The 23,799-nt window shown below is 66.0% G+C and carries 22 protein-coding genes and 1 pseudogene; 7 read left to right on the top strand and 16 right to left on the bottom strand.

Features of this window, described 5'->3' with window-relative positions; all coding sequences use genetic code 11:
* Window positions 1-33: 33 nt before the first annotated feature.
* The 8 genes from J6500_RS12085 to J6500_RS12050 form a co-directional block, all read right to left on the bottom strand.
* Window positions 34-813 carry an SDR family NAD(P)-dependent oxidoreductase gene (locus J6500_RS12085; RefSeq protein WP_225712912.1) on the bottom strand — a complete coding sequence of 260 codons (780 nt, stop codon included), beginning with the start codon at window positions 811-813 and terminating at the stop codon, window positions 34-36.
* A 246-nt stretch (window positions 814-1,059) separates the two neighbouring features.
* Entirely contained in the window at window positions 1,060-1,929 is an 870-nt protein-coding gene (locus J6500_RS12080) for a substrate-binding domain-containing protein (RefSeq protein ID WP_225712911.1), read from the bottom strand.
* Between the two features lie 25 nt (window positions 1,930-1,954).
* Window positions 1,955-2,692, bottom strand: a complete 738-nt coding sequence (locus J6500_RS12075; protein WP_225712910.1) for a TetR/AcrR family transcriptional regulator — start codon at window positions 2,690-2,692, stop codon at window positions 1,955-1,957.
* 75 nt (window positions 2,693-2,767) lie between these two features.
* Window positions 2,768-3,646, bottom strand: a complete 879-nt coding sequence (locus tag J6500_RS12070) for an SMP-30/gluconolactonase/LRE family protein (RefSeq protein ID WP_225712946.1) — start codon at window positions 3,644-3,646, stop codon at window positions 2,768-2,770.
* Between the two features lie 35 nt (window positions 3,647-3,681).
* Entirely contained in the window at window positions 3,682-4,752 is a 1,071-nt protein-coding gene (locus J6500_RS12065; protein WP_225712909.1) for an aldose epimerase family protein, read from the bottom strand.
* A 3-nt stretch (window positions 4,753-4,755) separates the two neighbouring features.
* A complete protein-coding gene (locus J6500_RS12060) occupies window positions 4,756-5,685 on the bottom strand; it encodes a Gfo/Idh/MocA family protein (protein WP_225712908.1) in 930 nt (309 codons plus the stop codon).
* A gap of 10 nt (window positions 5,686-5,695) precedes the next feature.
* Window positions 5,696-6,466, bottom strand: a complete 771-nt coding sequence (locus J6500_RS12055; RefSeq protein WP_225712907.1) for a FadR/GntR family transcriptional regulator — start codon at window positions 6,464-6,466, stop codon at window positions 5,696-5,698.
* Window positions 6,467-6,651: 185 nt separating this feature from the next.
* Window positions 6,652-7,677 (bottom strand): histone deacetylase family protein, encoded by a 1,026-nt coding sequence (locus J6500_RS12050; RefSeq protein ID WP_225712906.1) that lies wholly within the window; start codon window positions 7,675-7,677, stop codon window positions 6,652-6,654.
* Window positions 7,678-7,821: 144 nt separating this feature from the next.
* Between J6500_RS12050 and J6500_RS12045 the strand changes: the two are divergent.
* The 3 genes and pseudogenes from J6500_RS12045 to garD form a co-directional block, all read left to right on the top strand.
* Window positions 7,822-8,256, top strand: a pseudogene (locus J6500_RS12045) (enolase C-terminal domain-like protein); the annotation flags it as partial.
* 19 nt (window positions 8,257-8,275) lie between these two features.
* Window positions 8,276-9,724 (top strand): aldehyde dehydrogenase family protein, encoded by a 1,449-nt coding sequence (locus tag J6500_RS12040; protein WP_225712905.1) that lies wholly within the window; start codon window positions 8,276-8,278, stop codon window positions 9,722-9,724.
* A gap of 224 nt (window positions 9,725-9,948) precedes the next feature.
* A complete protein-coding gene (gene garD / locus J6500_RS12035) occupies window positions 9,949-11,490 on the top strand; it encodes a galactarate dehydratase (RefSeq protein ID WP_225712904.1) in 1,542 nt (513 codons plus the stop codon).
* 129 nt (window positions 11,491-11,619) lie between these two features.
* Here the strand turns inward: garD and J6500_RS12030 are convergent, their stop codons facing one another.
* A complete protein-coding gene (locus J6500_RS12030) occupies window positions 11,620-13,125 on the bottom strand; it encodes a CYTH and CHAD domain-containing protein (protein ID WP_225712903.1) in 1,506 nt (501 codons plus the stop codon).
* A 268-nt stretch (window positions 13,126-13,393) separates the two neighbouring features.
* On the opposite strand from J6500_RS12030, the gene J6500_RS12025 reads away from it, so the two are divergent.
* Window positions 13,394-13,570: a hypothetical protein gene (locus J6500_RS12025; protein ID WP_225712902.1), complete on the top strand. Its 177-nt coding sequence runs from the start codon at window positions 13,394-13,396 to the stop codon at window positions 13,568-13,570.
* Between the two features lie 43 nt (window positions 13,571-13,613).
* On the opposite strand, the gene J6500_RS12020 is transcribed toward J6500_RS12025, so the two are convergent.
* From J6500_RS12020 to leuC, 6 genes are read right to left on the bottom strand one after another with little or no spacing between them, the layout of a single operon-like run.
* Entirely contained in the window at window positions 13,614-14,486 is an 873-nt protein-coding gene (locus J6500_RS12020) for an ABC transporter permease (protein ID WP_225712901.1), read from the bottom strand.
* Entirely contained in the window at window positions 14,483-15,316 is an 834-nt protein-coding gene (locus J6500_RS12015; protein WP_225712900.1) for an ABC transporter ATP-binding protein, read from the bottom strand. Before J6500_RS12015 ends, J6500_RS12020 begins: the two co-directional genes overlap by 4 nt.
* Window positions 15,313-16,359, bottom strand: coding sequence for an ABC transporter substrate-binding protein (locus J6500_RS12010; RefSeq protein WP_225712899.1), 1,047 nt, complete (start codon window positions 16,357-16,359; stop codon window positions 15,313-15,315). The genes J6500_RS12015 and J6500_RS12010 overlap by 4 nt, the downstream gene beginning before the upstream one ends.
* The gene (gene leuB / locus J6500_RS12005; RefSeq protein WP_225712898.1) at window positions 16,359-17,492 is read right to left on the bottom strand and encodes a 3-isopropylmalate dehydrogenase; all 1,134 of its coding nucleotides are present in this window, start codon (window positions 17,490-17,492) and stop codon (window positions 16,359-16,361) included. The genes J6500_RS12010 and leuB overlap by 1 nt, the downstream gene beginning before the upstream one ends.
* Complete coding sequence (gene leuD / locus J6500_RS12000) at window positions 17,489-18,124, bottom strand: 3-isopropylmalate dehydratase small subunit (protein ID WP_225712897.1); 636 nt, start codon at window positions 18,122-18,124, stop codon at window positions 17,489-17,491. The genes leuB and leuD overlap by 4 nt, the downstream gene beginning before the upstream one ends.
* Window positions 18,125-18,126: 2 nt before the next feature.
* The gene (gene leuC, locus J6500_RS11995; RefSeq protein WP_225712896.1) at window positions 18,127-19,530 is read right to left on the bottom strand and encodes a 3-isopropylmalate dehydratase large subunit; all 1,404 of its coding nucleotides are present in this window, start codon (window positions 19,528-19,530) and stop codon (window positions 18,127-18,129) included.
* 141 nt (window positions 19,531-19,671) lie between these two features.
* Between leuC and J6500_RS11990 the strand changes: the two genes are divergently transcribed.
* A complete protein-coding gene (locus J6500_RS11990) occupies window positions 19,672-20,460 on the top strand; it encodes an IclR family transcriptional regulator (protein ID WP_225712895.1) in 789 nt (262 codons plus the stop codon).
* Window positions 20,461-20,766: 306 nt separating this feature from the next.
* Here the strand turns inward: J6500_RS11990 and ald are convergent, their stop codons facing one another.
* Complete coding sequence (gene ald, locus J6500_RS11985) at window positions 20,767-21,882, bottom strand: alanine dehydrogenase (protein ID WP_225712894.1); 1,116 nt, start codon at window positions 21,880-21,882, stop codon at window positions 20,767-20,769.
* Between the two features lie 125 nt (window positions 21,883-22,007).
* On the opposite strand from ald, the gene J6500_RS11980 reads away from it, so the two are divergent.
* Both J6500_RS11980 and J6500_RS11975 read left to right on the top strand, forming a co-directional pair.
* Complete coding sequence (locus J6500_RS11980) at window positions 22,008-22,496, top strand: Lrp/AsnC family transcriptional regulator (RefSeq protein ID WP_225712893.1); 489 nt, start codon at window positions 22,008-22,010, stop codon at window positions 22,494-22,496.
* Between the two features lie 309 nt (window positions 22,497-22,805).
* Window positions 22,806-23,750 (top strand): hypothetical protein, encoded by a 945-nt coding sequence (locus tag J6500_RS11975; RefSeq protein ID WP_225712945.1) that lies wholly within the window; start codon window positions 22,806-22,808, stop codon window positions 23,748-23,750.
* The last annotated feature ends 49 nt before the right edge of the window (window positions 23,751-23,799 follow it).

The following is a 23,799-nucleotide window of genomic DNA, read 5'->3' as shown; positions in this document are numbered from 1 at the left end:
TTTCGCGTTTTGGCAGCGCGCCTTGCGACTGGCCTACTTCTCGCTGACCGGCACAGTGTAGTTCAGGATCAGGCGGCCCCCGTCGGGATAGATGGTCTGGCCGGTGATGTAGGACGCATCCTCGCTGGCGAGGAAGGCGACCACGGAGGCGACCTCGCCGGGTTGGCCGCAGCGGCCGGCGGGCGTGCGCGACAGCACGCTGCGCCGCGCCTCCTCCGAGGAGAAGATCGCGGTCGCCACCATCTCGGTCAGGATCGTGCCGGGCCCCACCGCAACCACGCGGATGCCGTGCGGCGCCAGCGCCACCGCGGCGACCGAGGTAAGCTGCTTCATCGCGCCCTTGGACATCGCATAGGTCGCCAGCGAGGGGATCGCCAGCAGCGCGTTGACCGAGGACATGTTGACCACCACGCCGCCGCCGCCCTGCGCGATCATCTGGCGCGCCGCGGCCTGGACGCCGAAGAACGCGCCCTTCAGGTTGATGCCCATCACGTCGTCGAATTCGGCCTCGCTGATGTCGAGGAAATCGCGGTTGCGCGCGACGCCGGCATTGTTGACCATGACGTCGAGCCGGCCGAACTCCTTCACCGCCACGGCGACGATGCGATCAACGTCGGCCCGCTTGCTGACATCGGCCTCGACCGTGCGCAGCTGGTTGGCATGTCCGAGCTCGCCGGCCGTCTTGGCCAGCGAGGCGCCGTCGACATCCGAGATCACGACCTCGGCACCATCGGACAGGAAGCGCTCGGCGCAGGCCCTGCCGATGCCGCGCGCTGCGCCCGTGATGGCGACGACCTTACCGGAGAATTTCATGGAAGTGCCTCCAGGATTTCGGTTGGCGCGTTCCGCCAAAACCTGACGGACGCGGGGATGCAGCCAAGCAATAGCCTATAACCCCACGCTGGGGAACGCGACGGATTCACCGCGGCGATGCCAGCCTCGAAGAACGTTACCTCGCCGGACGATGTCGGTCTCGACCTGAGAGAATGTGAACGTATCCAAGCATTCGGTGTCGTCCCCGGTGAAGGCCGGAACCCATTGGATGGCTGGATGCTGTCATCAGTTCAAGTCCCGTGTTGTGTCGTCGAACAGCGCGTCGACCGCGATACGATGCGGAATCAACGCCTGCTGGACGCAATAGTCGATCATCAGTTCGAGCGGCTTGCGGTTCGCCTCGACGCCGAACGGCAGCAAGTCCGGCGTACCCGCCGGTGCCGCCTCCGCCTTGCCGCGCTTGAGGAGATCATAGAGCCCGCGCACCACGTCCGGCCGCGATGCCGCGAGCTGCCCGGTCACGACCACGAGGTGATTGACCGGCACGACACCGTGCCGCTGGTACCAGCGCGCAGCTGCGCTGACCGGATCGGCGAATAGCGGCTTCAGCGCGGGATCGCTCGACGTCTCGCCGAGCACTGCGTCGAGCTCGCCATCCTTCAGCATCTGGATGATGGTCTTGTCCTTCGGCGCGCGCTCGGTGCGGTCGACATATTCGGTGACATGCGGGTCCTCGAACGTGACCCAATCGATCCTGTCGAGGTTCACGCCATGGTCATTGGCGAGGATGCCGCGCATCCATGCCCCCGTCGTGGTGGTGAACGAGCGGATGCCGACCCGCTTGCCCTCGAGATCCTGAGGGGCAAGCGGGTCGCGGTCGGCGTGATAGAGCGCGTAGCCGTGCTGGAACCGGCCGACCATCGCGGCCGGCAGCAGCACCAGCGGCTTGCCGTGCGCCTTCGCCATCAGATAGGTCACGATGGCCATCTCGCAGACGTCGAACGCCAGCTCGCGCACCATCGGCTTGAACGCGGCGTTGGTCGGCGTGTACTCAGTGAAATCGAGATCGAACAGCTCGGAGCGCAGCTCGCCTGTCTTCACCGTCGCCACATGCGGATGATTGCCGAGCACAGCGCGCAGTCGAAGCTTGTCCATCGCAGCGAAACTCCGGAAAACCAGCTCAGCGTTCGCCCTTGGCTGGAACGAGGGTCTTGCGCCGCGCCGGCGCCTGGTCGAGCGGCGCAGCTTGCAGCGAGGCGACGGTCGAGCGCACCAGCTCCTCGATCGCGTGGCCGGCATCGGTGCCGTCGGCGCTGCCGCGCGACAGGCGCGAGACGCGCTCCGGCGTCACCAGCGTGTAGTAGAGCGCGCCGAGCAGGAAGTGGCTGCGCCAGACGAGGTCGGTGCGCGGGATGTGCGGCAGGCTTTCATGGATCGCATCGACGAAGGCGTGGCTGGTGTCGTCGAAGGTCTGCGCGATAATCTTGCGCACCACCTCGTTGCCCTCGGCCGACATGATGGCGCGCAGCCGCGTGAAGCGGGTGCCGCCGCCGGCGAGGTCGCTGCCCGAGGTGAAGGCCGGCAGCACATAGGCGCGCACGATCGCCTCCAGCCGGTCCTGCAGGTCGCGCACGCGCCGCGCCGCTGCCAACAGTTCCGAGCGCCGCCGGTTCATCGGGCCGCAGTGGCGCCGGTAAATTTCCAGCAGCAGGCCGTCCTTGGTCTTGAAGTGATAGGTCACGCTGCCGGGATTGGCACCGGCGGCCTGCGCGATGTCGCGCACCGAGACCGCGTTGAAGCCGTAGGTCGAAAACAATTCCTCCGCCGCGGCGAGGATCGCTTCCCGCATGTTCGGCTTGCGTGTGCTGACGGCCTTCAATTCGGTCTTCAATTCGACCTTGGCGGCTTTGCGGACCATATTTGTACTATCGTACAAGAAATCAGGTCGCGTCAACGATGCGGGCCATGCGCGACGCGCGATGGCGCGAGGCCGTCAGGACAGCTTGACGTCGGGCTCAGCGCGGCCGCGCGCGGCGGCGTCGAGCAGAAACGTCTTGCCGTGTTCAGGATCGGCGGCGCGCTGCGCCTCGTCCATGTCCTGCCAGGCGGAGGTCACCAGCACGCGCGAGAGATCGCGGCCGACAAACGCCGGGCAGCTCGACTGCTTCGCCGGCACGCGCAGCGAACGCAGGCGGCGGCCCGCGGGATCGTAGATGTCGACGCAGCCGCCGCCCCAGCGCGCGTTCCAGATCATGCCATCGGCATCGACGACCGCGCCGTCGATCCCGCCCACGCCTTCATGCCGGATCAGGACGGCGGGCTCGCCGACGGGCAATCCGGTCGAAGGATCGAGCGGCACGCGATACAGCAGATTGGTCGCGGTATCGGCGAAATAGCCGGTGTCGCCCGCGGGCGAGAAGCAGATCGCGTTCGGGATGGTGATATCGGGATAAAGCCGCGTGATGCGGCCGCGGTGCAGCGCGTAGATCGCGCCGGCCCCCTGCTCCGCGCCGCGGCCCATCGTGCCGAGCCAGAACGTGCCGGATGGATGCACGCGGGCATCATTGGAGCGCGTCGCTGCATTGTCGGCTTCCAGCGCGGCAAACAGCTCCAAGCCGCCATCGGCAACCTGCCGGACATAAAGTCCGTCATCGGCGAGGATCAGCTGCCGCGCGCTATCGATCCGCGCCAGCGCGCTCGCCATCCTCGGCAGTTCGTGGACGATCGTGCGCCCCTCCGCAAAGCGATGCTCGAACAACCGGCGCTCACGGATATCGAACCACCACGCGGTGTCGGTGGCCGCATCATATGTCGGCCCTTCGCCGAGATGGCAGCGCTCGGCCGACAGCACCGATGTCGGCACCTGCTCGATCGAGGCATCGGAGACGCGATCGGTCATTGCAACACTCACACAGTCGAGAAGCGATAGACGATGGTGCGCCGGTAGATCTGCCCGGGATTGAGCCGCGCCGGCGGGAAGTCGGGCCGGTTCGGCGTATCCGGCCAGGCATGCGGCTCGAGGCAGAGCGCGTCCGATTGCCGATACAGCCGATCGCCCTTGCCGGCCGTGGAGCCGTCGAGGAAGTTGCCGGAATAGAACTGCAGGCCCGGCTGGTCGGTGAACAGCTCGAGCACGCGGCCGCTGCGCGGCGACTCGAGGCGCGCGGCGAAGCGCAGCCCTGTGCCCGACGCGAGGCAATAGTTATGGTCGTAGCCGCGGCCGAGCCGAAGCTGTTCGTCGTTCATCCTGATGCGCGCACCGACCGCCACAGGCTTGCGGAAGTCGAACGGCGTTCCGTCGACGGCGCGCGGCGGCTCCGGCAGGGGGATCGCCGTGGCGTCGACCGCGAGAAAATGATCCGCGGCGATGGTCAGGCGGTGATCGAGGATCTGCGTGCCGGCGCGGGCGCCGTCGAGATTGAAGAAGCTGTGGTTGGTCAGATTGAGGAAGGTCGGGCGATCGGTGGTTGCCTCATAGGTCACCGAGAGTTCGCTGGCGCTGCGCACCCGATAGGTCACGCGCGTCGACAGATTGCCGGGATAGCCCTCCTCGCCATGCGGGCTCTCGCGCTCCAGCACCAGCGTCGGCCCCGGACTGTCGGTGAGTTCGGCGATCTGCCAGAGCTTGCGGTCAAAACCCTGCACGCCGCCATGCAGCGCATTGGGGCCATTGTTGGCATCGAGCGCGACCTCTGCGCCGTCGAGGACGAAGCGCGCGCCGGCGATCCGGTTGGCATAGCGTCCGATCGTCGCGCCGAAGAACTTGCGCTGCGCGAGATAGCCGGCGAAATCGTCATGGCCGAGCACGATGTCGTCGCAATGGCCGTCGCGATCGGGCGTCAGCAGCGCCTGCAAGGTGGCGCCGAACGGCAGGATGGCGGCCTCGAAGCCGCCCGCACCGCGCAGCATCACCCGCTCGACCATCGTCCCATCTGGCATTTTGCCGAACGGCGTGCGATCGATGCCGGCTGCTGTCATGCGTCAGTCTTCAAACGGCTCGACGATGCGCCGCCGCCCCAGCATGAAGCTGTCGGCGACCAGCTGCAAGGGCGCGAGATCGACATCGGATTTGCGCTCGGCCGTCAGCGCAATGAAGCGGCGATAGAGCGCGGGATATTCCTCCTTGTCGGCGTCGACGATCAGCCGGCCGCCGTCCTGCAATTGCCGTCCGCCCTTGAGCAGCGCCACCGGTCCTGCTTCGGTCTCGCAGAGGATCTCCCAGCTCGGCGGACCGCTCTGGCGGAAATCGAACTCGGCATGAACAGGCAGGCCGTTCGCATCGGACAGTTCGAGCTCCGCCGCAATCGGCGCGTCGCGATTGGACGGAAACAGCAGCTCCGCCTTTCTAGCGAACACCGGCTCTCGCAGAATGCGCGTCAGGACCGACAGCGCGTTGATGCCGGGATCGAACACGCCGAAGCCACCGGCCTCGAAAATCCAGGCCTGGCCGGGATGCCAGACGCGCACGTCTTCCTTCCAGATGATCGTCACCTTGGTGACCTTGCGGCCGGCGAGCAGGTTGCGCGCGGGCTCGACCGCGGGCGCATGACGCGAATGCCAGGTCGCGAACAGCGTCCTGTCGGCCTCGCGCGCGGCGGCGATCAGCGGCGTGAGCTCGCCGACGGTAGCGCCCGGCGGCTTTTCCAGGAGAACATGCTTGCGCGCGGCGAGCGCGGTCGCCGCCTGGGCGCGGCGCATTTGCGGCGGCGTGCAGAGCGCGACCGCATCGATCTCGGGACCCTCGCGCAGCAGCTGCTCCAGATCGCGGAAATGCGGCAGGTCGGCCGGCGAGTTGACGGGATCCGCGACGGCGACGAGCGCGGCGCTTGACGTCTTCGCGATCGCCGGCACGTGCTGCCGCTGCGCGATCGTGCCGAAGCCGACAATGGCGATGCGCAGTTCTTCGCTCACAACGTGCCCTTCATCTGTCGGATTTGGCGGCGGCTGCGGAGCCGTACAAAGCGGGATCGACGACCGTCGCCCCGTGGCGGCGGATGCCGTGGAAGATGGCCGCGGTCATCGCCGCGGCAGCATCGACCGCGCGGCCATCGGCGATCGCATCGACAATGTCCTGGTGCCAGCTCAGCACCATCTCGCGGTCGGCCGGATCGACCGGCGCACTGACCACGAACGAGGCGCGCAGCGCGGCCTCGATCACGCCGTCAGCCGAACGCATGAACGGGTTGCCCGAGGCATTGGCAACCGCGATGTGGAGCGCGAGATCGCCATCGGTGAAGGCGTCGGAATCCGACGGCTCGCGCCGCATCGTCTCGATGCAGCGGCGCAGCTCGGCGATGTCGGCCTCGCTGCGGCGGGACGCGGCGAGCGCCGCCGCGCGCGGCTCGATCGCAAGGCGGATCTCGGCGAGGTCGCCGAGGAACTGCTTGTCGATACCCACATCGAGATGCCAGGCCAGCACGTCGGCGTCGAACATGTTCCAGAAGCCGCGCCCGCGCACCACGGTGCCGACCCGCGCCTTGGTGGTGAGCAGTCCCTTCGCCACCAGCGTCTTGATGCTTTCGCGCAGCACCGGCCGCGAGACGCCGAAGCTCGACGTCAGCTCGGCATCGCCGGGCAATCGCGTGCCCTCGGCGAAGCGGCCGGCGATGATGTCGATGCCGATGCTGCGCGCGACCTCGGCGTGGTTGGAATGCGCCCGCCGTGCCGGAATGATCACCAGATCGGACGTCATCGGATCGGCTGCCCTTGATCGGCTCATCCGCTAGGATGACCACAAGTCAGCGGGAATTCCTAGTCATATAATCTTACTTTTGTCGCGATGTATCGCCTCGCGCGTCATTGCGGGAGTGAAGTAATCCATGCCACCTCGAGCGACGCGATGGACTGCTTCGCTTCGCTCGCCGTGACGCTGCGGAGCTACCGAGCGGCCTCGAACCCGCCGAGCACGGCCGTCAGATTCGCACCGAGGATGTCGGAGAGGTAGCCGCCCTCCTGCACCAGCACGGTCGGCAGACCGATCCGCGCCAGCGCCTCGCCGATGCGGCGGAAGCCGTCAGTGGTGACCGCGAGGCCCGCGAGCGGATCCTTCTCCGACGCATCGAGGCCGAGCGCGACCACGAGCGCGGTCGGCGCGAAGGCACGGATCGCCCTCTCGGCCGCCGCGAGCGCCTTCATGTAGCCGTCGTCGCCGGTGCCTTTGGCGAGCGGAATGTTGAGGTTGGCGCCGAGGCCCGGGCCCGCGCCGCGCTCATGCGCATAGCCCCAGACGAACGGATAGAAGAACGACGGATCGGCGTGAATCGAGACCGTGAAGACGTCGGGCCGCTCATAGAAGATACCCTGCGTGCCGTTGCCGTGATGCACGTCGACGTCGAGGATTACGACTCGCTCGTGCTTCTGCCGCAGATGCTCGGCCGCGATCGCGCTGTTGTTGAGGAAGCAGAAGCCGCCGGCGAGATCGCGATAGGCGTGATGGCCGGGCGGACGGCACAGCGCATACACGGCGTCCTCGCCGTCGAGCACCATCTGCGCGGCGGTGACGGCGACATCGCTCGAGGCGCAGGCGCCGGCCCAGGTGCCGGGACCGATCGGCGCGGCGGTATCGGCCGTGTGCCAGCCGAGCTTGCCGACGATATGCGTCGGATAGGTGCCGGCGTTACGCACCGGGTGGATGTTCGCGATCATCTCCGGGCCGGCATCGCCGAGCGCGGTCCAGGCGTCCCAGGCTTCGGCGAGGAAGGTCAGATATTCCGGACTGTGCACGCGCGCCCGCGGCCCCTGCCCGAATCTGGTCGGCTCGATCAGCGTGTGCTTGCCCGCCTTCAGGCCCGCCAGCAGACGGTCGGCACGCTCGGGCTGTTCGGTGGTGCGCTGGACCACACCGCGGACCAGGAAGAATTGCGGATCATGGCTGCGGTGCAGATCGCTGTAGACGGCCTTCACGGGATACTCCTGATTGCTGAGGTTCCCAGCATAATCAATCCAAATTCGGTATCAATCGATACCGGCTTCGGCTTGGACGCATCGCCGGCATCTCGCGGCGGAATAGGCTGAAGGCGGAAATGAAAAGAGACGAAGGGAGGAGCAGCCGAGGCCCTCCTGACGCATTACGGCTTCGCCGATTTCAAGCTCAAGGGCGGCGCGCTATGCGGCGAGGAGGAGATCGAGGCTGTCACCGCGAAAGCCAAGCGCTTTCCGAACGCCCGCGTCACGGTCGACATTTCGCTGGCGATGTTCACCCATGTCGGTGCCGCCGCGCCCGGCAAGGTGACCGCGATCGACACTCCCTGGATCTGGCAGGACGGCCAGGCCTTGACCAAGGAGCCGCTGCAGATCAAGGGCGGCAAGGTCGCCGTCCCGGATCGTCCGGGCCTCGGCATCGAGATCGATCGCGCTGCCATTGAGGCCGCGAACGCGCTATACAGGCAGCATGGGCTCGGCGCTCGCGACGATGCGCTCGCCATGCAGTTCCTGATTCCGGGCTGGACCTTCGACGACAAGCGTCCTTGCCTCGTGCGCTAAGAGAAAAGTGGAGAGAAACATGACCGCTCACCAGAAGAACTTCATCGCCGGCGAATGGGTCGACGGATCGGGCATCACGCGGGACATCAATCCCTCCAACACCAAGGACGTGGTCGGCGAATACGCCAAGGCCGACAAGGCACAGACCGAGAAGGCGATCGCCGCCGCCAAGGCCGCCTTCCCTGCCTGGTCGCGCTCGACACCGCAGGAGCGCTTCGACGCGCTGAACAAGGTTTCGGTCGAAATCCTCGCCCGCAAGGAAGAGCTCGGCCGCCTGCTCGCCCGCGAGGAAGGCAAGACGCTGCCCGAGGGCATCGGCGAGGTTGCGCGTGCCGGCCAGATCTTTGCGTTCTTCGCCGGCGAAGCGCTGCGGCTGACGGGTGAGAAGGGCGCATCGGTGCGGCCCGGCCTCGACGTCGAGATCACCCGCGAGCCGGTCGGCGTCGTCGGCATGATCACGCCGTGGAATTTCCCGATCGCGATCCCGGCCTGGAAGATCGCGCCGGCACTCTGCTACGGCAACACCGTGGTGTTCAAGCCGGCCGAGCTGGTGCCGGGCTCGGCGCATGCGCTGTCCGAGATCATCGCGCGCTCCGGCATTCCATCTGGCGTGTTCAACCTCGTGATCGGCTCGGGCTCCGTGGTCGGCCAAACCCTGCTCGAGCACCCTGATGTCGCCGCGATCTCCTTCACCGGCTCGGTGCAGACCGGCCGCAAGATCGCGCAGGCCTGCGTGCTGTCGAACCCGATGAAGAAGTTCCAGCTCGAGATGGGCGGCAAGAACCCGCTCGTGGTGCTCGACGACGCCGACCTCAAGGTCGCGGTCGAGGTCGCCGTCAACGGCGCCTATTTCTCCACCGGCCAGCGCTGCACGGCCTCCTCGCGCCTCATCGTCACCGCAGGCATTCATGACCGCTTCGTCGCCGCGATGACCGAGCGGATGAAAGGCCTTTCGGTAGACGATGCCTTGAAGAGCGGCGTGCATGTCGGCCCCGTGGTCGACCAAAGCCAGCTCGACCAGGATCTCCGTTACATCAAGATCGGCCAGGACGAGGGCGCCCGCCTGCACTGGGGCGGCGAGCTGCTCAACCGCGAGACGCCCGGCTTCTATCTGCAGCCGGCGCTGTTCACCGAGGCCAACAATTCCATGCGCATCGCGCGCGAGGAAATCTTCGGTCCGGTCGCCTGCGTGATCCGCGCCAAGGATTACGAGGAGGCGCTCGCGATCTCCAACGACACCGAGTTCGGCCTCGCCTCCGGTATCTGCACCACGAGCCTGAAATACGCCTCGCACTACAAGCGCAACAGCGAAGCCGGCATGGTGATGGTCAACCTGCCGACCGCCGGCGTCGACTACCACGTGCCGTTCGGCGGCCGCAAAGGCTCGAGCTACGGCGCCCGCGAACAGGGCGCCTATGCGCGGGAGTTCTATACGACGGTAAAGACGGCTTATACGTTCCCGGGTTGAGTTCGTGGCACAGCTCAAGCCGCAGAGAAAGGTGCCCGCCTCTCCCCTTGTGGGAGAGGCCGGAACGCATCGTCGGATGCGTTCCGGGTGAGGGGTTACGCTCTCTCGTGGGACCCGCGGTCCCTCACCCGGCGCTTCGCGCCGACCTCTTCCCGATGGGGAGAGGTGAACTTGTGCCGCTCCATCTCGCACCAAACTCACATTGCTCTTGAGGAGCGACATACATGGACCAGTCGATCGGTGCCGAGGAGCAGCCCCGCTACATCAAGCTCAACGCGCGCGACAACGTCGCGATCGTGGTGAATGATTTCGGGCTGCCTGCCGGCTCGCGCTTCGCCTGCGGCCTGACGCTGCGCGCCTTCGTGCCGCAGGGCCACAAGGCTGCACTTGAAGACATCGCCGAGGGCGCGCCGATCATCCGGTATGGTGAGGTGATCGGGACGGCGCTGGCGCCGATCCTGGCCGGTGAATGGGTCGACGAGGCGCGCATCCGCATGCCCGAGGCGCCGCCGCTCGACCAGCTCGAGATCGCAACTGCGGTGCCGCCGGCGCTGCCGCCGCTGGAAGGCTTCACCTTCGAAGGTTTTCGCAACGCAGACGGCTCGGTCGGCACCAAGAACATCCTCGGCATCTCGTCCTCCGTGCAATGCGTCAAGGGCACGATGGAGTATGCGGTCAAGCGCATCCGTGCCGAGCTGCTGCCGAAATATTCCAATGTCGACGACGTGGTGCCGCTGACCCATGCCTATGGCTGCGGCGTCGCGATATCAGCGCCCGACGCGGTGGTGCCGATCCGCACCTTGCAGAACCTCGCGCTCAACCCGAATTTCGGCGGCGAAATCCTCGTCGTCGGGCTCGGCTGCGAAAAGCTGGCACCCGAGCGACTGGTGCCTGAAGGCGCCGGTGACGCCATCGTGCGGATGCAGGACGAGGCGTTCGACGGCTTCGGCGCGATCGTCGAGGCCATCATGACCCAGGCCGAGGCGCGGCTGAAGGTTCTCAACGCCCGCAAGCGCGAGACCTGTCCTGCCGCCGATCTCGTGATCGGCCTGCAATGCGGCGGCAGCGACGCGTTCTCCGGCGTCACCGCGAATCCCGCCGTCGGCTTCGCTGCCGACCTCCTGGTGCGCGCGGGCGCAACCGTGATGTTCTCGGAAGTGACCGAGGTGCGCGACGCGATCCAGCTTCTCACGCGCCGCGCCGCGAGCGAGGACGTCGGCCGTGCGCTGATCCGCGAGATGGCGTGGTACGACGCCTATCTCGCCCGCGGCGGTGCCGATCGCAGCGCCAACACCACGCCGGGCAACAAGAAGGGCGGGCTCGCCAACATCGTCGAGAAATCGCTGGGCTCGATCGTCAAGTCGGGCTCGGGCCCGATCGCGGGCGTGCTGTCGCCCGGCGAGAAGGCGCGGCAGAAGGGCATGCTGTTCGCGGCGACGCCGGCGAGCGATTTCATCTGCGGCACGCTGCAGCTCGCCTCCGGGATGACGCTGCAGGTGTTCACCACCGGCCGCGGCACGCCCTACGGCCTCGCCGCCGCGCCCGTCATCAAGGTCGCGACCCGCAGCGAGCTGGCGCGGCGCTGGAAGGATCTGATCGATTTCGACGCCGGCTGCATCGCGACCGGCGAGAAGACCATCGAGGAAACCGGCTGGGACCTGTTCCGCCTGATCCTCGACGTCGCTAGTGGCCGCACGAAGCCGTGGTCGGACCGCTGGGGCATCCACAACGATCTCACGCTGTTCAACCCGGCGCCGGTGACGTAGGCCCCTCTCGTCATTCCGGGGCTACGTGTAGCATCGAGCCCGGAATCCATCGGGCCGCCAGGCAGGTGGATGAATGGATTCCGGGCTCGGCTTCGCGCCGGAATGACGGGGCGAGGTTTACGGCGCCCCTCAAAAACTGTCCAATCCACGCACTTCCTTTGCGGCGATCTTGATCAGCGGTTTGACTGACTGCTCCTCGCGTCCCAGCACGACACCGGACGCGAACGCACTCGCACGTTCTTTCCGGTGCGGCGCCTTGAGCGCGGCATCGACCGCCAGCTTGCGATGCGCAACGAAATCGTTCAGCGAGCCGAGCGCGTTCTGGATCCGCTTCAGGTGCTTCGACAGCCGCGCCAGCTGCTTCTGCTCGCGCTTGTCCGAAAACAGGCTTTCGAAGAAGTCGATCCCGTACCTGATCTTCTTGGCCCTGATACGCACCTTGTGCCGTTCCTGCACCGACAGCTCAGCGAGACGCCGGCCGTCCTTGCGCAGCTTCCTGATGCGGCGATGCAGCAGCGCGGCGGCGAACTTGTCGATCGGACCGCCCTCGTCCTCCGCCACGACCGTTTGCTTCGCCTCGATCCATTGCAACGTGTCGATCAGCAGCGAGCGATAGCGGGGCGAGCTGACCGCCTTCCTGGCACGGGCGAACGCCCGTTCGCGGCGGACGGAAAATTCCTCCGTGATCGCCTTGCCGCCGCGCCGCAGCAGGGCATCGTGCGACGCCGGCTCGATATCCTCCTTGACGAACACGTCGAGCTCCCGCGCCGCCGCCAGCTCGCTGGTCAACCATTTCAATTGCGCTTTGATCTCATCCGTGGCCGGCCCGACCAGGATCTTCGAGAACAGCGAGATCGCCGCGCGCAACCGCCGCAGACCGACCCGCATCTGGTGAATGCCCTCCGCTTCGCCTTCTCGGACGGCGTCGGCGTTTGACGAGAAATGACGGAACGCCGCGCGCGCGACCACGCGAAATGCCTCGCCGGCCGTCATTCCGGGATCGAGCACGATGCTCTCGGCCGTCACGACGCGATGCTCTTCGCCGCCGGCAAGTTCGTAGCCGTGGTCGGCCTTCGAGCGCAGGTCGAGCTCGGCTCCCGACTTCCGCTCCAGCGCCCTTGCGACCCGGAATAGGTCGAGCGGACGTCCGCGCTTCAGCTCGAGCTCGATCTCCTGAATCAGATGCGAACGATGCCCGGCCGTGGTGCGCCCGCGATCGATGGCGAGCTCGATCCTGCTCCGCTTCATCTGCAGCGGCACCGTGATCCGCCGCACCGACGTTTCGAAGATGGGCTTCAGCCTGTTGCACAGCTTCTTCGAAGCAAATGCGTCGAGTGGCGTGCCGCTGGCCTTGCCGGGATCGGGCTTGTCGTCCTTGATCTCGGTCTCCCATTCACCGCGGCCAAACCGCGGGCTGCGCGCCGACTTGACGGTCTGGATGTGCTTGCCGCCGTCTTGCCGGACGCGAAGCGTGAGACCGTGCCGCTTCAACTTGTGGCGGGCGGTGTCAAAATAGGTCGAGACGAGATTGCTTTCGGACGGTTCGCCGCCCTTGCTGCCGGCAATCCGTGGCTTCATTAGCGCCTTCAGCTTGCGTGCGGGAACACGGAATTTGAGTTCCGTCTCGACAGCCATTTGTTCCTCCATCGCTCTCGGCTGATAACGCCCGAGACGCGTGCAGGGCGCCACGCCGAAGGATGCCGCAAAACAAAAGTCCGCCGCGACGTCGGCTGCGACAAACCGTTCCCGTGCCCGGCATGTTGCGGATGCTCACATCGATGCGCGGAACAACGACCACGGAACTCGCTGAACAGCCGTTCACCACCGTGGCGAAATGATCATGTTCCGCGCGTTGAATAGCCTGAATTGATGAACCACGTCCTCATCAACAGGAGGACGTTGCATGAAACAGTCGCAGCAATTTCTCGACAATGCGGAGAACTGCGCGCAGCTTGCGGAGCGCGCATCCGAGGAACCGACCTACAATCGCTACAAGCGGATGGAGGCGGCCTGGCGCGCGCTCGCCAGGGAGCAGGACTGGCTCGACGGCGAAACCTCGCCGTCGGAAAACGCAGCATGATCTCGCAGGCGGCCCGCGGACGGCATCCGTCCCGGGCCGCATTTTATTCGGCGCTGCGCTGCCGCTGCCAGCGCAACAGATAGGCCTGCAGCCGCCAGATGATCGCCGACAGCACCACGCCGACCAGCATCAGCACGACCACCGCGACCATCATGCCGGAGGCTTCGCCGCGCGCCTCCGATTCGATGATGAGCCGGCCGATACCGCGCTCGGCGCCGATGAACTCGCCGACGATCACGCCGATCAGCGCGAATGAGATCGCAGGGGTCAGCGACGCGAACACCCAGGCCATGGTCGAAGGGATCACCACCGTGCGGGTGATCTGCCACTCGCTGGCGCCGAGCAGGCGCGCGGCATTGGTGAAACCTTCGTCGATCGAGCGCGCGCCTTCGAAGGTGTTGAAGAACACCAGGAACACCACGACGATCCAGGACGTCACGATCTTCGACATGTCGCCGATCCCGAACGCCAGCACGATGATCGGCGCCAGCGCGATTCGCGGGATCGAATTCACCGCAGTGATGAACGGCTGAAAGATCGCGCTGAGGCGATCGGAGCGGCCGAGGATCAGCCCGGCGATGAAGCCGGAGACTACGCCGGTGACGAAGCCGAAGAAGGTGTTCTTCAGCGTGATCGCGGTCGCCGCCCAGAGGTTGTTCTCGTTGCGCGCCAGGCATTTGGCGAAGTCGCCGTTGAACCAGCCGTTGACGACGCCGAGCTTCGAGGTCAGGCAGCTCTGGATCAGGAAGTTGCTCCAGATCATCGACGGCTTCGAGATGAAGTACGGGTCGAGCAGGTCCGGCACCAGCCACGGCAGCGTGGTGTGCAGATCGTGGCCCCATTGCCAGACCGACAGCACGATGGCGCAGATCAGGACCTGCCAGCCGATCGTGTTCAGCGTGCTGTATGTCTTCATGCGCTGCGGCCCTTGACGAATTCCTCGCCGAGCGAGTGCCAGATGTGCTGGAACAGCTCGGCATAGCGCGGCGTCTCCCGCACCTTCACCGCGTCGCGCGGGCGCGCGAAGTCGACCGTGAACATGTCCTTGATGCGGCCCGGCCGCGCCGAGAACAGGATGATCCGGTCGGCCAGCGTCAGCGCCTCACCGAGATCGTGGGTGACGAACAGCACGGTCTGCTGCTCGCGCTCCCAGATCCTGAGCAGCACCTCGTGCATGTCGATCTTGGTGTGGGTGTCGAGCGCGCCGAACGGCTCGTCCATCAGAAGGATCTGCGGCTCCACGATCAGCGTCCGCATCAGCGCCGCGCGCTGGCGCATGCCGCCGGATAGCGCCGAGGGATAGGCGTTTTCGAAGCCCTTCAGCCCGGCCTGCGCGACGCATTCGGCGATGCGCTCCTTGCGCTGCTGCGCCGGCACGCCCGCAAGCTCCAGCCCGTAGCCGATATTGTCGCCGACGGTGCGCCAGGGAAACAGCGTGTCCCGCTGAAAGACGTAGCCGACATCAGGCGTCGCCTTGCCGGGGACGACGCGCTTGCCGTCGATCAGGATCTCGCCGCCGCTCGGCCGGATCAGCGAGGCGATCATGTTGAGCACGGTGCTCTTGCCGGAGCCCGACGGTCCGAGCAGCGCGACGAACTCGCCGCGGCGGACGTCGAAGGAGACGTCGCGCACCGCCTCGATCGTGGTCCTGGCAAGCTGGAACGATTTGCTCAGCCCCTTGACCTCGACGCGGCGGTCCGCCGGCGAGTGCGAGGCCAACGCTTCGCTGGTCTCCAGCGCGCTCAACCCGGATAGGCCTTGCGCGCTGCGTCGATCAGGGCGGCGTTGAACACATCGGCGATCTTGAGCGGCTTGATGCCGGTCATCTCGCGGAACCAGACCTTTTCGCCGCGCGCGAAGCTCGCCGCATCCACCGTGCCGTCGTAGTCCGCGACCTTCTGGATCGAGCCGATTTCCAGCAAGTTGGAGTCGCGCGAGGTGCTGCCGACATAGGGCTCGATGGCGTCATAGACCTCTTCCGGCTTGTGCACCTTGATCCATTGCGCCGCGCGCCACAGCGCGGTGACATAGGCCTGCATCTTGGCCGGGTCCTTGTCGATCGTGGCCTGCAGCGTGAAATGCCCGGTCACCGGCACCTTGCCGCCGATATGCTTGTTCCAGATCGCCTCGTCAGTGCCATCGAACAGCAGTTCGCCCCAGCCATGTTGCTGCGCGTCGGTCAGCAGCGACAGCGACGAGACCAGGATGTCGACCTGTTTCGACTTCAGCGAGCCCAACATGGTGTCGACATTGCCGGTGCCGATCCAGGTCACCTTGTCGTCGAGCCCCATGGTTTCCATGTAGTAGGACGCCCAGACATGGTTGGTGCCGCCGAGCGAGGACACCGAGACGATCGGCTTGCGGCCGTCAGGCCGCTTCCACTGCGTGAACGCCTCCAGCGTATTGATGCCTTGGTCCTTCAGGTCCTTGCGGATGATGAACATCACCGAGTTCGACCGGGTGTCGACCGGCAACAGCACCCGCGCGGCACGGCCGTGATTGGTCAGCTGCATCGGATGGGTGACGTCGCCGATGCCGATGTCGCCCTGCGACGAGGCGATGATCTCGCGGGTTTTCACACCGCTGCCGCCCTGCACCAGCTTGCAGTCGAGCCCGGCCTCCTTGAAGTAGCCGATGCGGTCGGCGACGAACTGCGTCTGATAGACCGGCACGGCGACCGGATAGACCGCGCGGCCGCTCATCGGCTCGGCTCCAGCACGCCGGGTTGCAAGCGCCGCGCCGCCGGCGGCGATTACCGTCAGAACCGAGCGTCTGGAGATGTTGGCCATCACGCGTGCTCCTTCGCGGCAACCTTGTCCAGCGCGCGCAGCACCGCGTCGCCCATCTCGACGGTCGAGATCCGCTTCGCGCCGGCCTCGGCGATATCCGCCGTCCGTGCACCGGAGGCGAGCGCGGTCTGCACCGCTTTTTCCAGGAGGTCCGCATCCTCCGGCCGGTTCAGCGTCAGGCGCAGCAGCATCGCGACGCTGAGGATCGAGCCAAGCGGGTTGGCGATGCCCTTGCCGGCGATGTCGGGCGCGCTGCCGTGCACCGGCTCATACAGCGCCTTGCGCCGTCCGTAACGGTCGACCGGACCGAGCGAGGCCGACGGCAGCATGCCGAGCGAGCCCGAGGCCATCGCCGCACAGTCGGACAGGATGTCGCCGAAGATATTGCCTGTTACCATCACGTCGAACTGCCGCGGCTCGCGCACGATCTGCATCGCGGCGTTGTCGACATAGAGATGGGTCAGCTCGACGTCGGAGAACTCTTCCTTGTGCAGCGCGATCACTTCCTCGCGCCACACCACGCTGGTCTCCAGCACGTTGGCCTTGTCGACCGAGCAGACCTTGTTGCGGCGGGTGCGCGCCAGCTCGAACGCCGACCGCGCCACGCGGCGGATCTGATTGGTGGTGTATTGCTCGGTGTTGAAGCCGCGGCGCTGGCCGTCCGGCAGCGTCTCGATGCCGCGCGGCTCGCCGAAATAGATGCCGCTGGTCAGCTCGCGGATGATGACGAAGTCGACGCCGTCAAGCACTTCGGCCTTCAGCGGCGCCGACGCGGACAGCGACGGGCTCGCCACGATCGGACGCAGATTGGCGTAGAGATCGTATTTGCTGCGCAGGCCAAGCAGGCTGCCGGCCTTGCGCGCGGCGGCCGGCACTTCCGTGGTCTCCGGCCCGCCGGTCGCGCCCCACAGGATCGCATCGGCCTCGTCCATTGCGTCAGCGGTGTCCTCAGGGAGCACCTTGCCGGTCTTGAGATACGGGATCAGCCCATACTCCGCGTCGCGCAGCGTCATCGGGACGCCGCGGTTGGCGGCGAACCATTCGAGCACGCGGCGCGACTGCGCCGTGACTTCGGGGCCGATGCCCTCGCCGCCGACCACGGCGACCTTGATCATGTTGGACTGCGTGCTCATGCGGATATCCTTGTCGAATGAATCCAGGGCCGCGCCGTACGGTCGGCATCCTGGAAGGCGTGGATGTCGTCGTCGCGCTGCAATGTCAGCGCGACCTCATCGAGACCCTTCAAGAGCCCTTCACGCCGCCGCGGGTCGATCTCGAAGGAATACTGCTTGCCGGACGGCGAGACGACGGTCTGCGCCTCGAGATCGATCGAGACCTTGCCCGCGCCCTGCGTCGCCTCGATGTCGGCGGCCAGTGAATCGACCACCGCCTTGTCGACGACGATGGGCAGGATTCCGTTCTGAAAACAGTTGGCGAAGAAGATGTCGCCGAAGCCGGAGCCGATGATGGCGCGGATGCCGCGCTCCTGCAGCGACCACACCGCACCCTCGCGCGACGAGCCGCAGCCGAAATTCGGCCCGGTGACGAGGATCTCCGCCTCCCGATACGGCTCGCGGTTCAGGATGAAATCGGGATTCTCCGAGCCGTCGGGCAGATAACGCAGCGAGCCGAACGCCCATTTGCCGAGCGTGCCGCGGATCGAATTGCCGACCAGCCGCTCGATACGGATGATCACGTCGGTATCGATGTTGCTGCGCATGATCGGCGCGGCGGTTGCGGTGAGCTTGTCGAACGGTTTTGGCATGGTCAGCGTCCCATCATCCTGACATCGGCGATCGCACCCGCGATGGCTGACGCCGCGGCACTCGCCGGGCTCGCCAGATGCGTCCGCGCCCGCGGTCCCTGGCGACCGACGAAATTGCGGTTCGAAGTCGACACCGAGCGCTGCCCGGGCGCCACCACCTCGCCGTTGGCGGCGAGGCACATCGAGCAGCCCGGCTCGCGCCATTCGAAACCGGCCTCGACGAAGATCTTGTCGAGCCCTTCGGCGACGGCATCGCGCTTGACGTTCTCCGAGCCCGGCACCACCCAGGCGCGGACGCCGGGCGCGACCTTGCGGCCGCGCGCGACTTCGGCCGCCGCGCGCAGATCGCTGAGCCGGCTGTTGGTGCAGGAGCCGATGAACACCCAGTCGACCGGCGTGCCCGCGATCGGCGCGCCGCCTTGCAGGCCCATATAGTCCAGCGCGGTTTCGATCGCGGCACGGCGTGCCGGATCGTCGACCGTCTTCGGATCGGGGATCCTGCCGTCGACGCCGATGACATGCTCAGGGCTGATGCCCCAGGTCACCTGCGGAATGATTTTTGTGACATCGATCACGACCTCGCGGTCGAACACCGCGTCGGGATCGCTCGGCAACTCGCGCCAGGCCTTGACCGCCAGATCCCACATCTCGCCTGTCGGCGCATAGGGCCGGCCGCGCAGAAATTCAAAAGTCTTTTCGTCGGGCGCGACCATGCCCATCTTGGCGCCGAGCTCGATCGAGAGGTTGCAGATCGTGAGCCGTCCTTCGATCGGCAGCTCGCGGATCGCGCTGCCGGCATATTCGACGGCATAGCCGGTGCCGCCGGCCGCGCCGATCTGCCCGATCAAAGCGAGGATCATGTCCTTGGCGGTGACGCCGAGCGGCAGCTTGCCCTCGAAGCGCGCGCGCAGCGTCTTCGGCCGGCGCTGGATCAGCGCCTGCGTCGCCAGCACGTGGGTGAGTTCGCTCGATCCGATGCCGAAGGCGAGCGCGCCGAGGCCGCCATGGGTGCAGGTATGGCTGTCGCCGCAGACGATCGTCGCGCCCGGCAGGCTCAGGCCGAGTTCCGGCCCGACGACGTGGACGATGCCCTGGCCGGGCTGATCGACATCGAACATCGTGATGCCGCTCGCCGAGGTCTCGACCCGGAGCGCGGCCAGCAATTCCAGCCCGATCTTGCTGGTTCCAGCGCGCCCGGGCGCGGTCGAGATCGCATGATCCGGCGTCGCAAAGGTCAGCTCGGGATTGTGGACCTTGAGGCCGCGGCTCTTGAGATCGAGCAGGCCGCGCGAGCCGCCGAGATCGTGCAGCAGATGGCGGTCGATATGAAGGAGGTCAGTGTCCTCGTTCAACCGGGCAATGACATGCTGGTCCCAGATCTTCTCGAACAGGCTTCGTCCGGGCATCCGCCCTCCCTGCGCTCTGCGTTTCCATGCGATTTGATCTTATGGACACCAATCTGTGCCAAAGTTGCCCTGAAGTGAAGCCTTTTCGCCCTAACATCACATATGTGATAGAGGTGCGGCAATTGCCACGCGGAGACAGGCATGCCGAACTCGAACAAGACGATCATCGTCAAATCGGCCATGCGGACTTTTGCGGTTCTGGAATTCTTTCGGGAAACAAAGCGCGCTGCGTCCGTGACTGAAATTTCTGCCGCGCTGAAGATGCCCCAATCGAGCACTTCGGTGTTGCTGAGCAGCCTCGTTGAATTGAACTACCTTGAATACGATCGACTGACCCGGCGTTTCATACCCAGCTATCGGGTAAACCTGCTTGGTGATTGGATCCGTCGTTCACCGTTCCGCGATACAAAGCTCACAGACCTGATGGAGGAGCTCTGGAGGGCGACTGGCGGCGAAACCGTTATGCTTGGACATCAGGCGGGCGCCGCGGGGATGCAGTATCTACACGTTGTACCCAGCACCTCGCGGCTTCAGTACACTGCTCAAGCCGGTCAAATACGACCGATGGTTCGTACCGCCCTCGGACACGTGCTGCTGAGCCAAATGCCAAACGCAACCGTGCGCGGCATTATCCGTCGCAATAATGCTGAAGAGCCGAATCAATCGGTGCGCGTTCGAGAATCGGTCTTTCTCGAAGAGGTCGAGCGCATCCGCCGACGCGGGTTTTCCGAGTCAGGCGGCCGCACGACGCCGGGCGCAAACACGATAGGCATGCTTGTTCCGCTGCCAAAGAGACGCGCTCCGCTCGCTATCGGCATCGGCGGACCGATCGAACGAATCGCGGCAAAGCGCGAGCTCATCATTGAAGTCATGCAGCGTCGGCTGGAAAAACTGACAGATGAAGCCGGGCGAGGATATTCCGAGAAATGACATCTCAGGACGCTAAACGCGTCGCGCTGATGACGGTGACGGATGCCGCAACATCCTGAGTGTCGTCCCGCCGCCCGTGCGTAATTGCGCACCAGGCAGGGACGACAGTGCGTAGGCCGGATGGAGCGCAACGCATCCGGATTAACGGTCTGTCTTCACCTTCCCCCTGAAAGGGGGAAGGTCGGGATGGGGGGTCAAGCACAGGCGACGCTCGACGTGGAGAGAGCGGATCCCCACCCGCTTTGCTCTGACGAGCAAAGCAACCTCCCCTTTTCAAGGGGAGGTTGCACCCGCACGATCGAATCCTCACGACGCCAGCGCTTCCTCCGGCATCACGACGGCGAGGTTCTGGCTCTCGGCGACGGCGCGGTTGGTGATGCGGCCGCGGTGGATGTTGAGGCCGGCGCGCAGATGCGGGTCCTCGACCAGCGCGCGCAGCCCCTTCGATGCCAGCGCGAGACCGAACGGCAGCGTCGCGTGGTTCAGCGCGTGGCTCGATGTCACCGGCACCGCGCCCGGCATGTTGGCGACGCAGTAATGCACGATGTCGTCGACGAGGTAGGTCGGCGCCTGATGCGTGGTCGGCTTCGAGGTCTCGAAGCAGCCGCCCTGGTCGATCGCGACGTCGACCAGCACCGCGCGGAGCTTCATGCTGGAAAGCTGCGCGCGCGAGACAAGTTTCGGCGCGGCGGCGCCGGGCACCAGCACCGCGCCGATCACGACGTCGGCGGCGATGATCTCCTGCTCGATCGCCTCCAGCGTGGCGAAGCGGGTGCGGACGCGGCCTGCGAACAGATCGTCGAGCAGGCGCAGGCGCGGCAGCGAGCGGTCGAGGATGATGACGTCGCTGCCGAGCCCGGCCGCCATCCGCGCCGCATGGGTGCCGACCACGCCGCCGCCGATGATCGCAACCCGGGCCGGCGGCACGCCGGGCACGCCGCCGAGCAGCTTGCCCATGCCGTCGGCAGATTTGCGCAGCGCCGCGCCCGCAGCCTCGATCGCAAGACGGCCGGCAACCTCGCTCATCGGCGCCAGCAGCGGCAGCCCGCCATGCCCGTCGGTCACGGTCTCGTAGGCGACGGCGGTGCAGCCGGACGCGAGCAGCCCCTTGGTCTGCGGCACGTCGGGCGCGAGATGCAGATACGTAAAGAGGATCTGGCCTTCGCGCAGCCGCGCCCATTCCGACGGCTGCGGCTCCTTCACCTTCACGATCATGTCGGCGACGGAGAACACCTCTTCGGCCGTGTCGGCCACGCGGGCGCCGGCCTGCCTGTAGGCGTCGTCGCTGGCGCCGATGCCGTCGCCGGCGCCGTGCTGCACCACGACCTCGTGTCCGTGCGCTGAATATTCCCGGACTGACGCCGGCGTCAGCCCGACACGATACTCTTCGATCTTGATCTCCTTGGGCACGCCGATGCGCATGGTCCGCTCCTTGAAAACTGGTCTCCGCCGCTTCCAAGGCTATTCCCCGTCAGGTGGCGTTTCTCAGCGAAATCCGGCTTGTGCACATCCGAATACGCTCATAGTCTTCGTCTGCGGCCCGCTCATTGAAGGAAAACTGCGTGGACGGCCTCGACCGTATCGATCTCAGAATCCTGTCGGAATTGGTCTCGGACGCCCGCGCCAGCCAGATCGAGCTTGCGGAGAAGGTCGGGCTGTCGCCGACCGCCTGCGCGCGGCGGATCCGGCATCTCGAGGAGACCGGTGTCATCCGCGGCTATCGCGTCGACCTTGAGCCATCAGCGCTCGGCCTCGTGACAACAGTGGTCGTCACGATCACGCTGGAGAAGCAGAGCGAGGATTATCTGGCCGCGTTCGAGGCTGCGATCGCGCGCTGTCCCGACGTCGTGTCGTGCCACCTGATGTCCGGCAGCGACGATTATCACCTGCAAGTCATCGCCCGCGACATCGCCGACTTCGAGCGCATCCACAAGCAGCATCTGTCGCGGATGCCCGGCGTCGCGCGCATCCATTCCAGCTTCGCGATGCGCGAGGTGGTCCGCCGCACCATCCCGGAGACTGCGCTGCGCGGGTGAGGCGAGGCAGCGCGTCCTTCTCCCTCGTCGTCCCGGGATGCGTGCGCAGCACGCAGGCCCGGAATCCATTCATCCACCAATCGCGCAGCCCGATGGATTCCGGGCTCGCTCCATCGGGGCCGCGCTTTGCGCGGATGGCGCGCCCCGGAATGACGAGGGGGGACGTCGGGCACGCCCCTCGCGCTGTCACAATCGGGGCCGTCACAGCCCCGCTCCACACGCATTTTTTAGTCGTGATTCCCGGACATTTATGACAGAATTGCTACACACCAATGTCAATTCGGTAACACGCGGAGCGATGAATTGAGCATGAAGCGTCAGGCGCGGCCGGTTTCGCTGGCCTGGTCGAATCCCGTGGTGCGGTGGTGGAGCCTGCTGACCCTGGTCAGCGGCGCCAACATTGCGATCTGGTTCGCGCTGTACCGTCAGTACCATGAGCAGAGCAGCGGCAGCCTGAGCAACACGTCCGGCATCGGCCTGATGTTGCTGTTGTCCGCCGGCTATGTGTTCGGCTGCGCATTCCGTTCGGTGCTGCCGCGCGCCGACGTGCAGCGCATCTGCCTGGTCGACACCTGGCTGTCGAGCGTCGCGGTCGGCCGCAGCGTCGCCACCGTCGCCGAAATCTGCTTCGCGGCGCAATGGGCGATCGTGCTGCATCAGCTCGGCACCATGACCGGCGCCGAGACCACCGTGACCATCGCCTGGATCATCGTGCCGCTGATCGTGATCGCGGAAGCGTTTTCCTGGTACGCGGTGTTGACCACCCATTATCTCTGCAATGCGATCGAGAATTCGATCTGGGCCATGGTGTTCTTCCTGGTCGGGATCGCGCTGTGCCGGCTGCTGCCGGAGTTTCACGGCCCGGTGCGCTGGGCCTTCATCGCCGCGATCGGCGGCATCGCCGCCTTCCTCGCCTTCCTGATGACCATCGACGTCCCGATGTATCTGAACCGCTGGCGCGCCAATCTCGCCGCCGGCGGCACGCTGCTGCACCCGCTCGAGGGGCTGCGCGACGTCAGCAGGCGCTGGATCGTGACGCATGACATCGCCGAGTGGCGCGAGGAGATCGCCTGGATGTCGCTGTATTTCAGCATGGCGGTGTGGTCGAGCCTTGCGCTCTGCGTCGGCTATTCACTGGAGGACCAGCTGCCGCGCTATCGTACCGAGCCGGCGATCGTCAGCACGACGCCGGCGATCGGAAGCCCGGTGCAGCACACCGCAACGATCGCGCCGACCGTGACGTCACGGAACTGACCGGCGGCTTGAGCGTGGCCGCATTTTCGGGGTAAGCACACACGAGCTT

The sequence above is a fragment of the Bradyrhizobium semiaridum genome, assembly GCF_020329505.1.
GTDB classification, from domain to species: domain Bacteria; phylum Pseudomonadota; class Alphaproteobacteria; order Rhizobiales; family Xanthobacteraceae; genus Bradyrhizobium; species Bradyrhizobium semiaridum.
The sequence above is the reverse complement of the archived record's forward strand: the minus strand, read 5'-3'. Positions and strand labels throughout refer to the sequence as shown.

Coding starts and splice junctions, on each gene's coding strand:
- J6500_RS12080 (WP_225712911.1), bottom strand. CDS start 1,929: ATGGACAAGCTTCGACTGCGCGCTGTGCTCGGCAATCATCCGCATGTG.
- J6500_RS12055 (WP_225712907.1), bottom strand. CDS start 6,466: ATGACGTCCGATCTGGTGATCATTCCGGCACGGCGGGCGCATTCCAAC.
- J6500_RS11975 (WP_225712945.1), top strand. CDS start 22,806: ATGAAGCGTCAGGCGCGGCCGGTTTCGCTGGCCTGGTCGAATCCCGTG.
- J6500_RS12085 (WP_225712912.1), bottom strand. CDS start 813: ATGAAATTCTCCGGTAAGGTCGTCGCCATCACGGGCGCAGCGCGCGGC.
- J6500_RS12040 (WP_225712905.1), top strand. CDS start 8,276: ATGACCGCTCACCAGAAGAACTTCATCGCCGGCGAATGGGTCGACGGA.
- leuC (WP_225712896.1), bottom strand. CDS start 19,530: ATGCCCGGACGAAGCCTGTTCGAGAAGATCTGGGACCAGCATGTCATT.
- garD (WP_225712904.1), top strand. CDS start 9,949: ATGGACCAGTCGATCGGTGCCGAGGAGCAGCCCCGCTACATCAAGCTC.
- J6500_RS12075 (WP_225712910.1), bottom strand. CDS start 2,692: ATGGTCCGCAAAGCCGCCAAGGTCGAATTGAAGACCGAATTGAAGGCC.
- J6500_RS12030 (WP_225712903.1), bottom strand. CDS start 13,125: ATGGCTGTCGAGACGGAACTCAAATTCCGTGTTCCCGCACGCAAGCTG.
- J6500_RS12065 (WP_225712909.1), bottom strand. CDS start 4,752: ATGACAGCAGCCGGCATCGATCGCACGCCGTTCGGCAAAATGCCAGAT.
- ald (WP_225712894.1), bottom strand. CDS start 21,882: ATGCGCATCGGCGTGCCCAAGGAGATCAAGATCGAAGAGTATCGTGTC.
- J6500_RS12020 (WP_225712901.1), bottom strand. CDS start 14,486: ATGAAGACATACAGCACGCTGAACACGATCGGCTGGCAGGTCCTGATC.
- J6500_RS12010 (WP_225712899.1), bottom strand. CDS start 16,359: ATGGCCAACATCTCCAGACGCTCGGTTCTGACGGTAATCGCCGCCGGC.
- leuB (WP_225712898.1), bottom strand. CDS start 17,492: ATGAGCACGCAGTCCAACATGATCAAGGTCGCCGTGGTCGGCGGCGAG.
- leuD (WP_225712897.1), bottom strand. CDS start 18,124: ATGCCAAAACCGTTCGACAAGCTCACCGCAACCGCCGCGCCGATCATG.
- J6500_RS11990 (WP_225712895.1), top strand. CDS start 19,672: ATGCCGAACTCGAACAAGACGATCATCGTCAAATCGGCCATGCGGACT.
- J6500_RS12025 (WP_225712902.1), top strand. CDS start 13,394: ATGAAACAGTCGCAGCAATTTCTCGACAATGCGGAGAACTGCGCGCAG.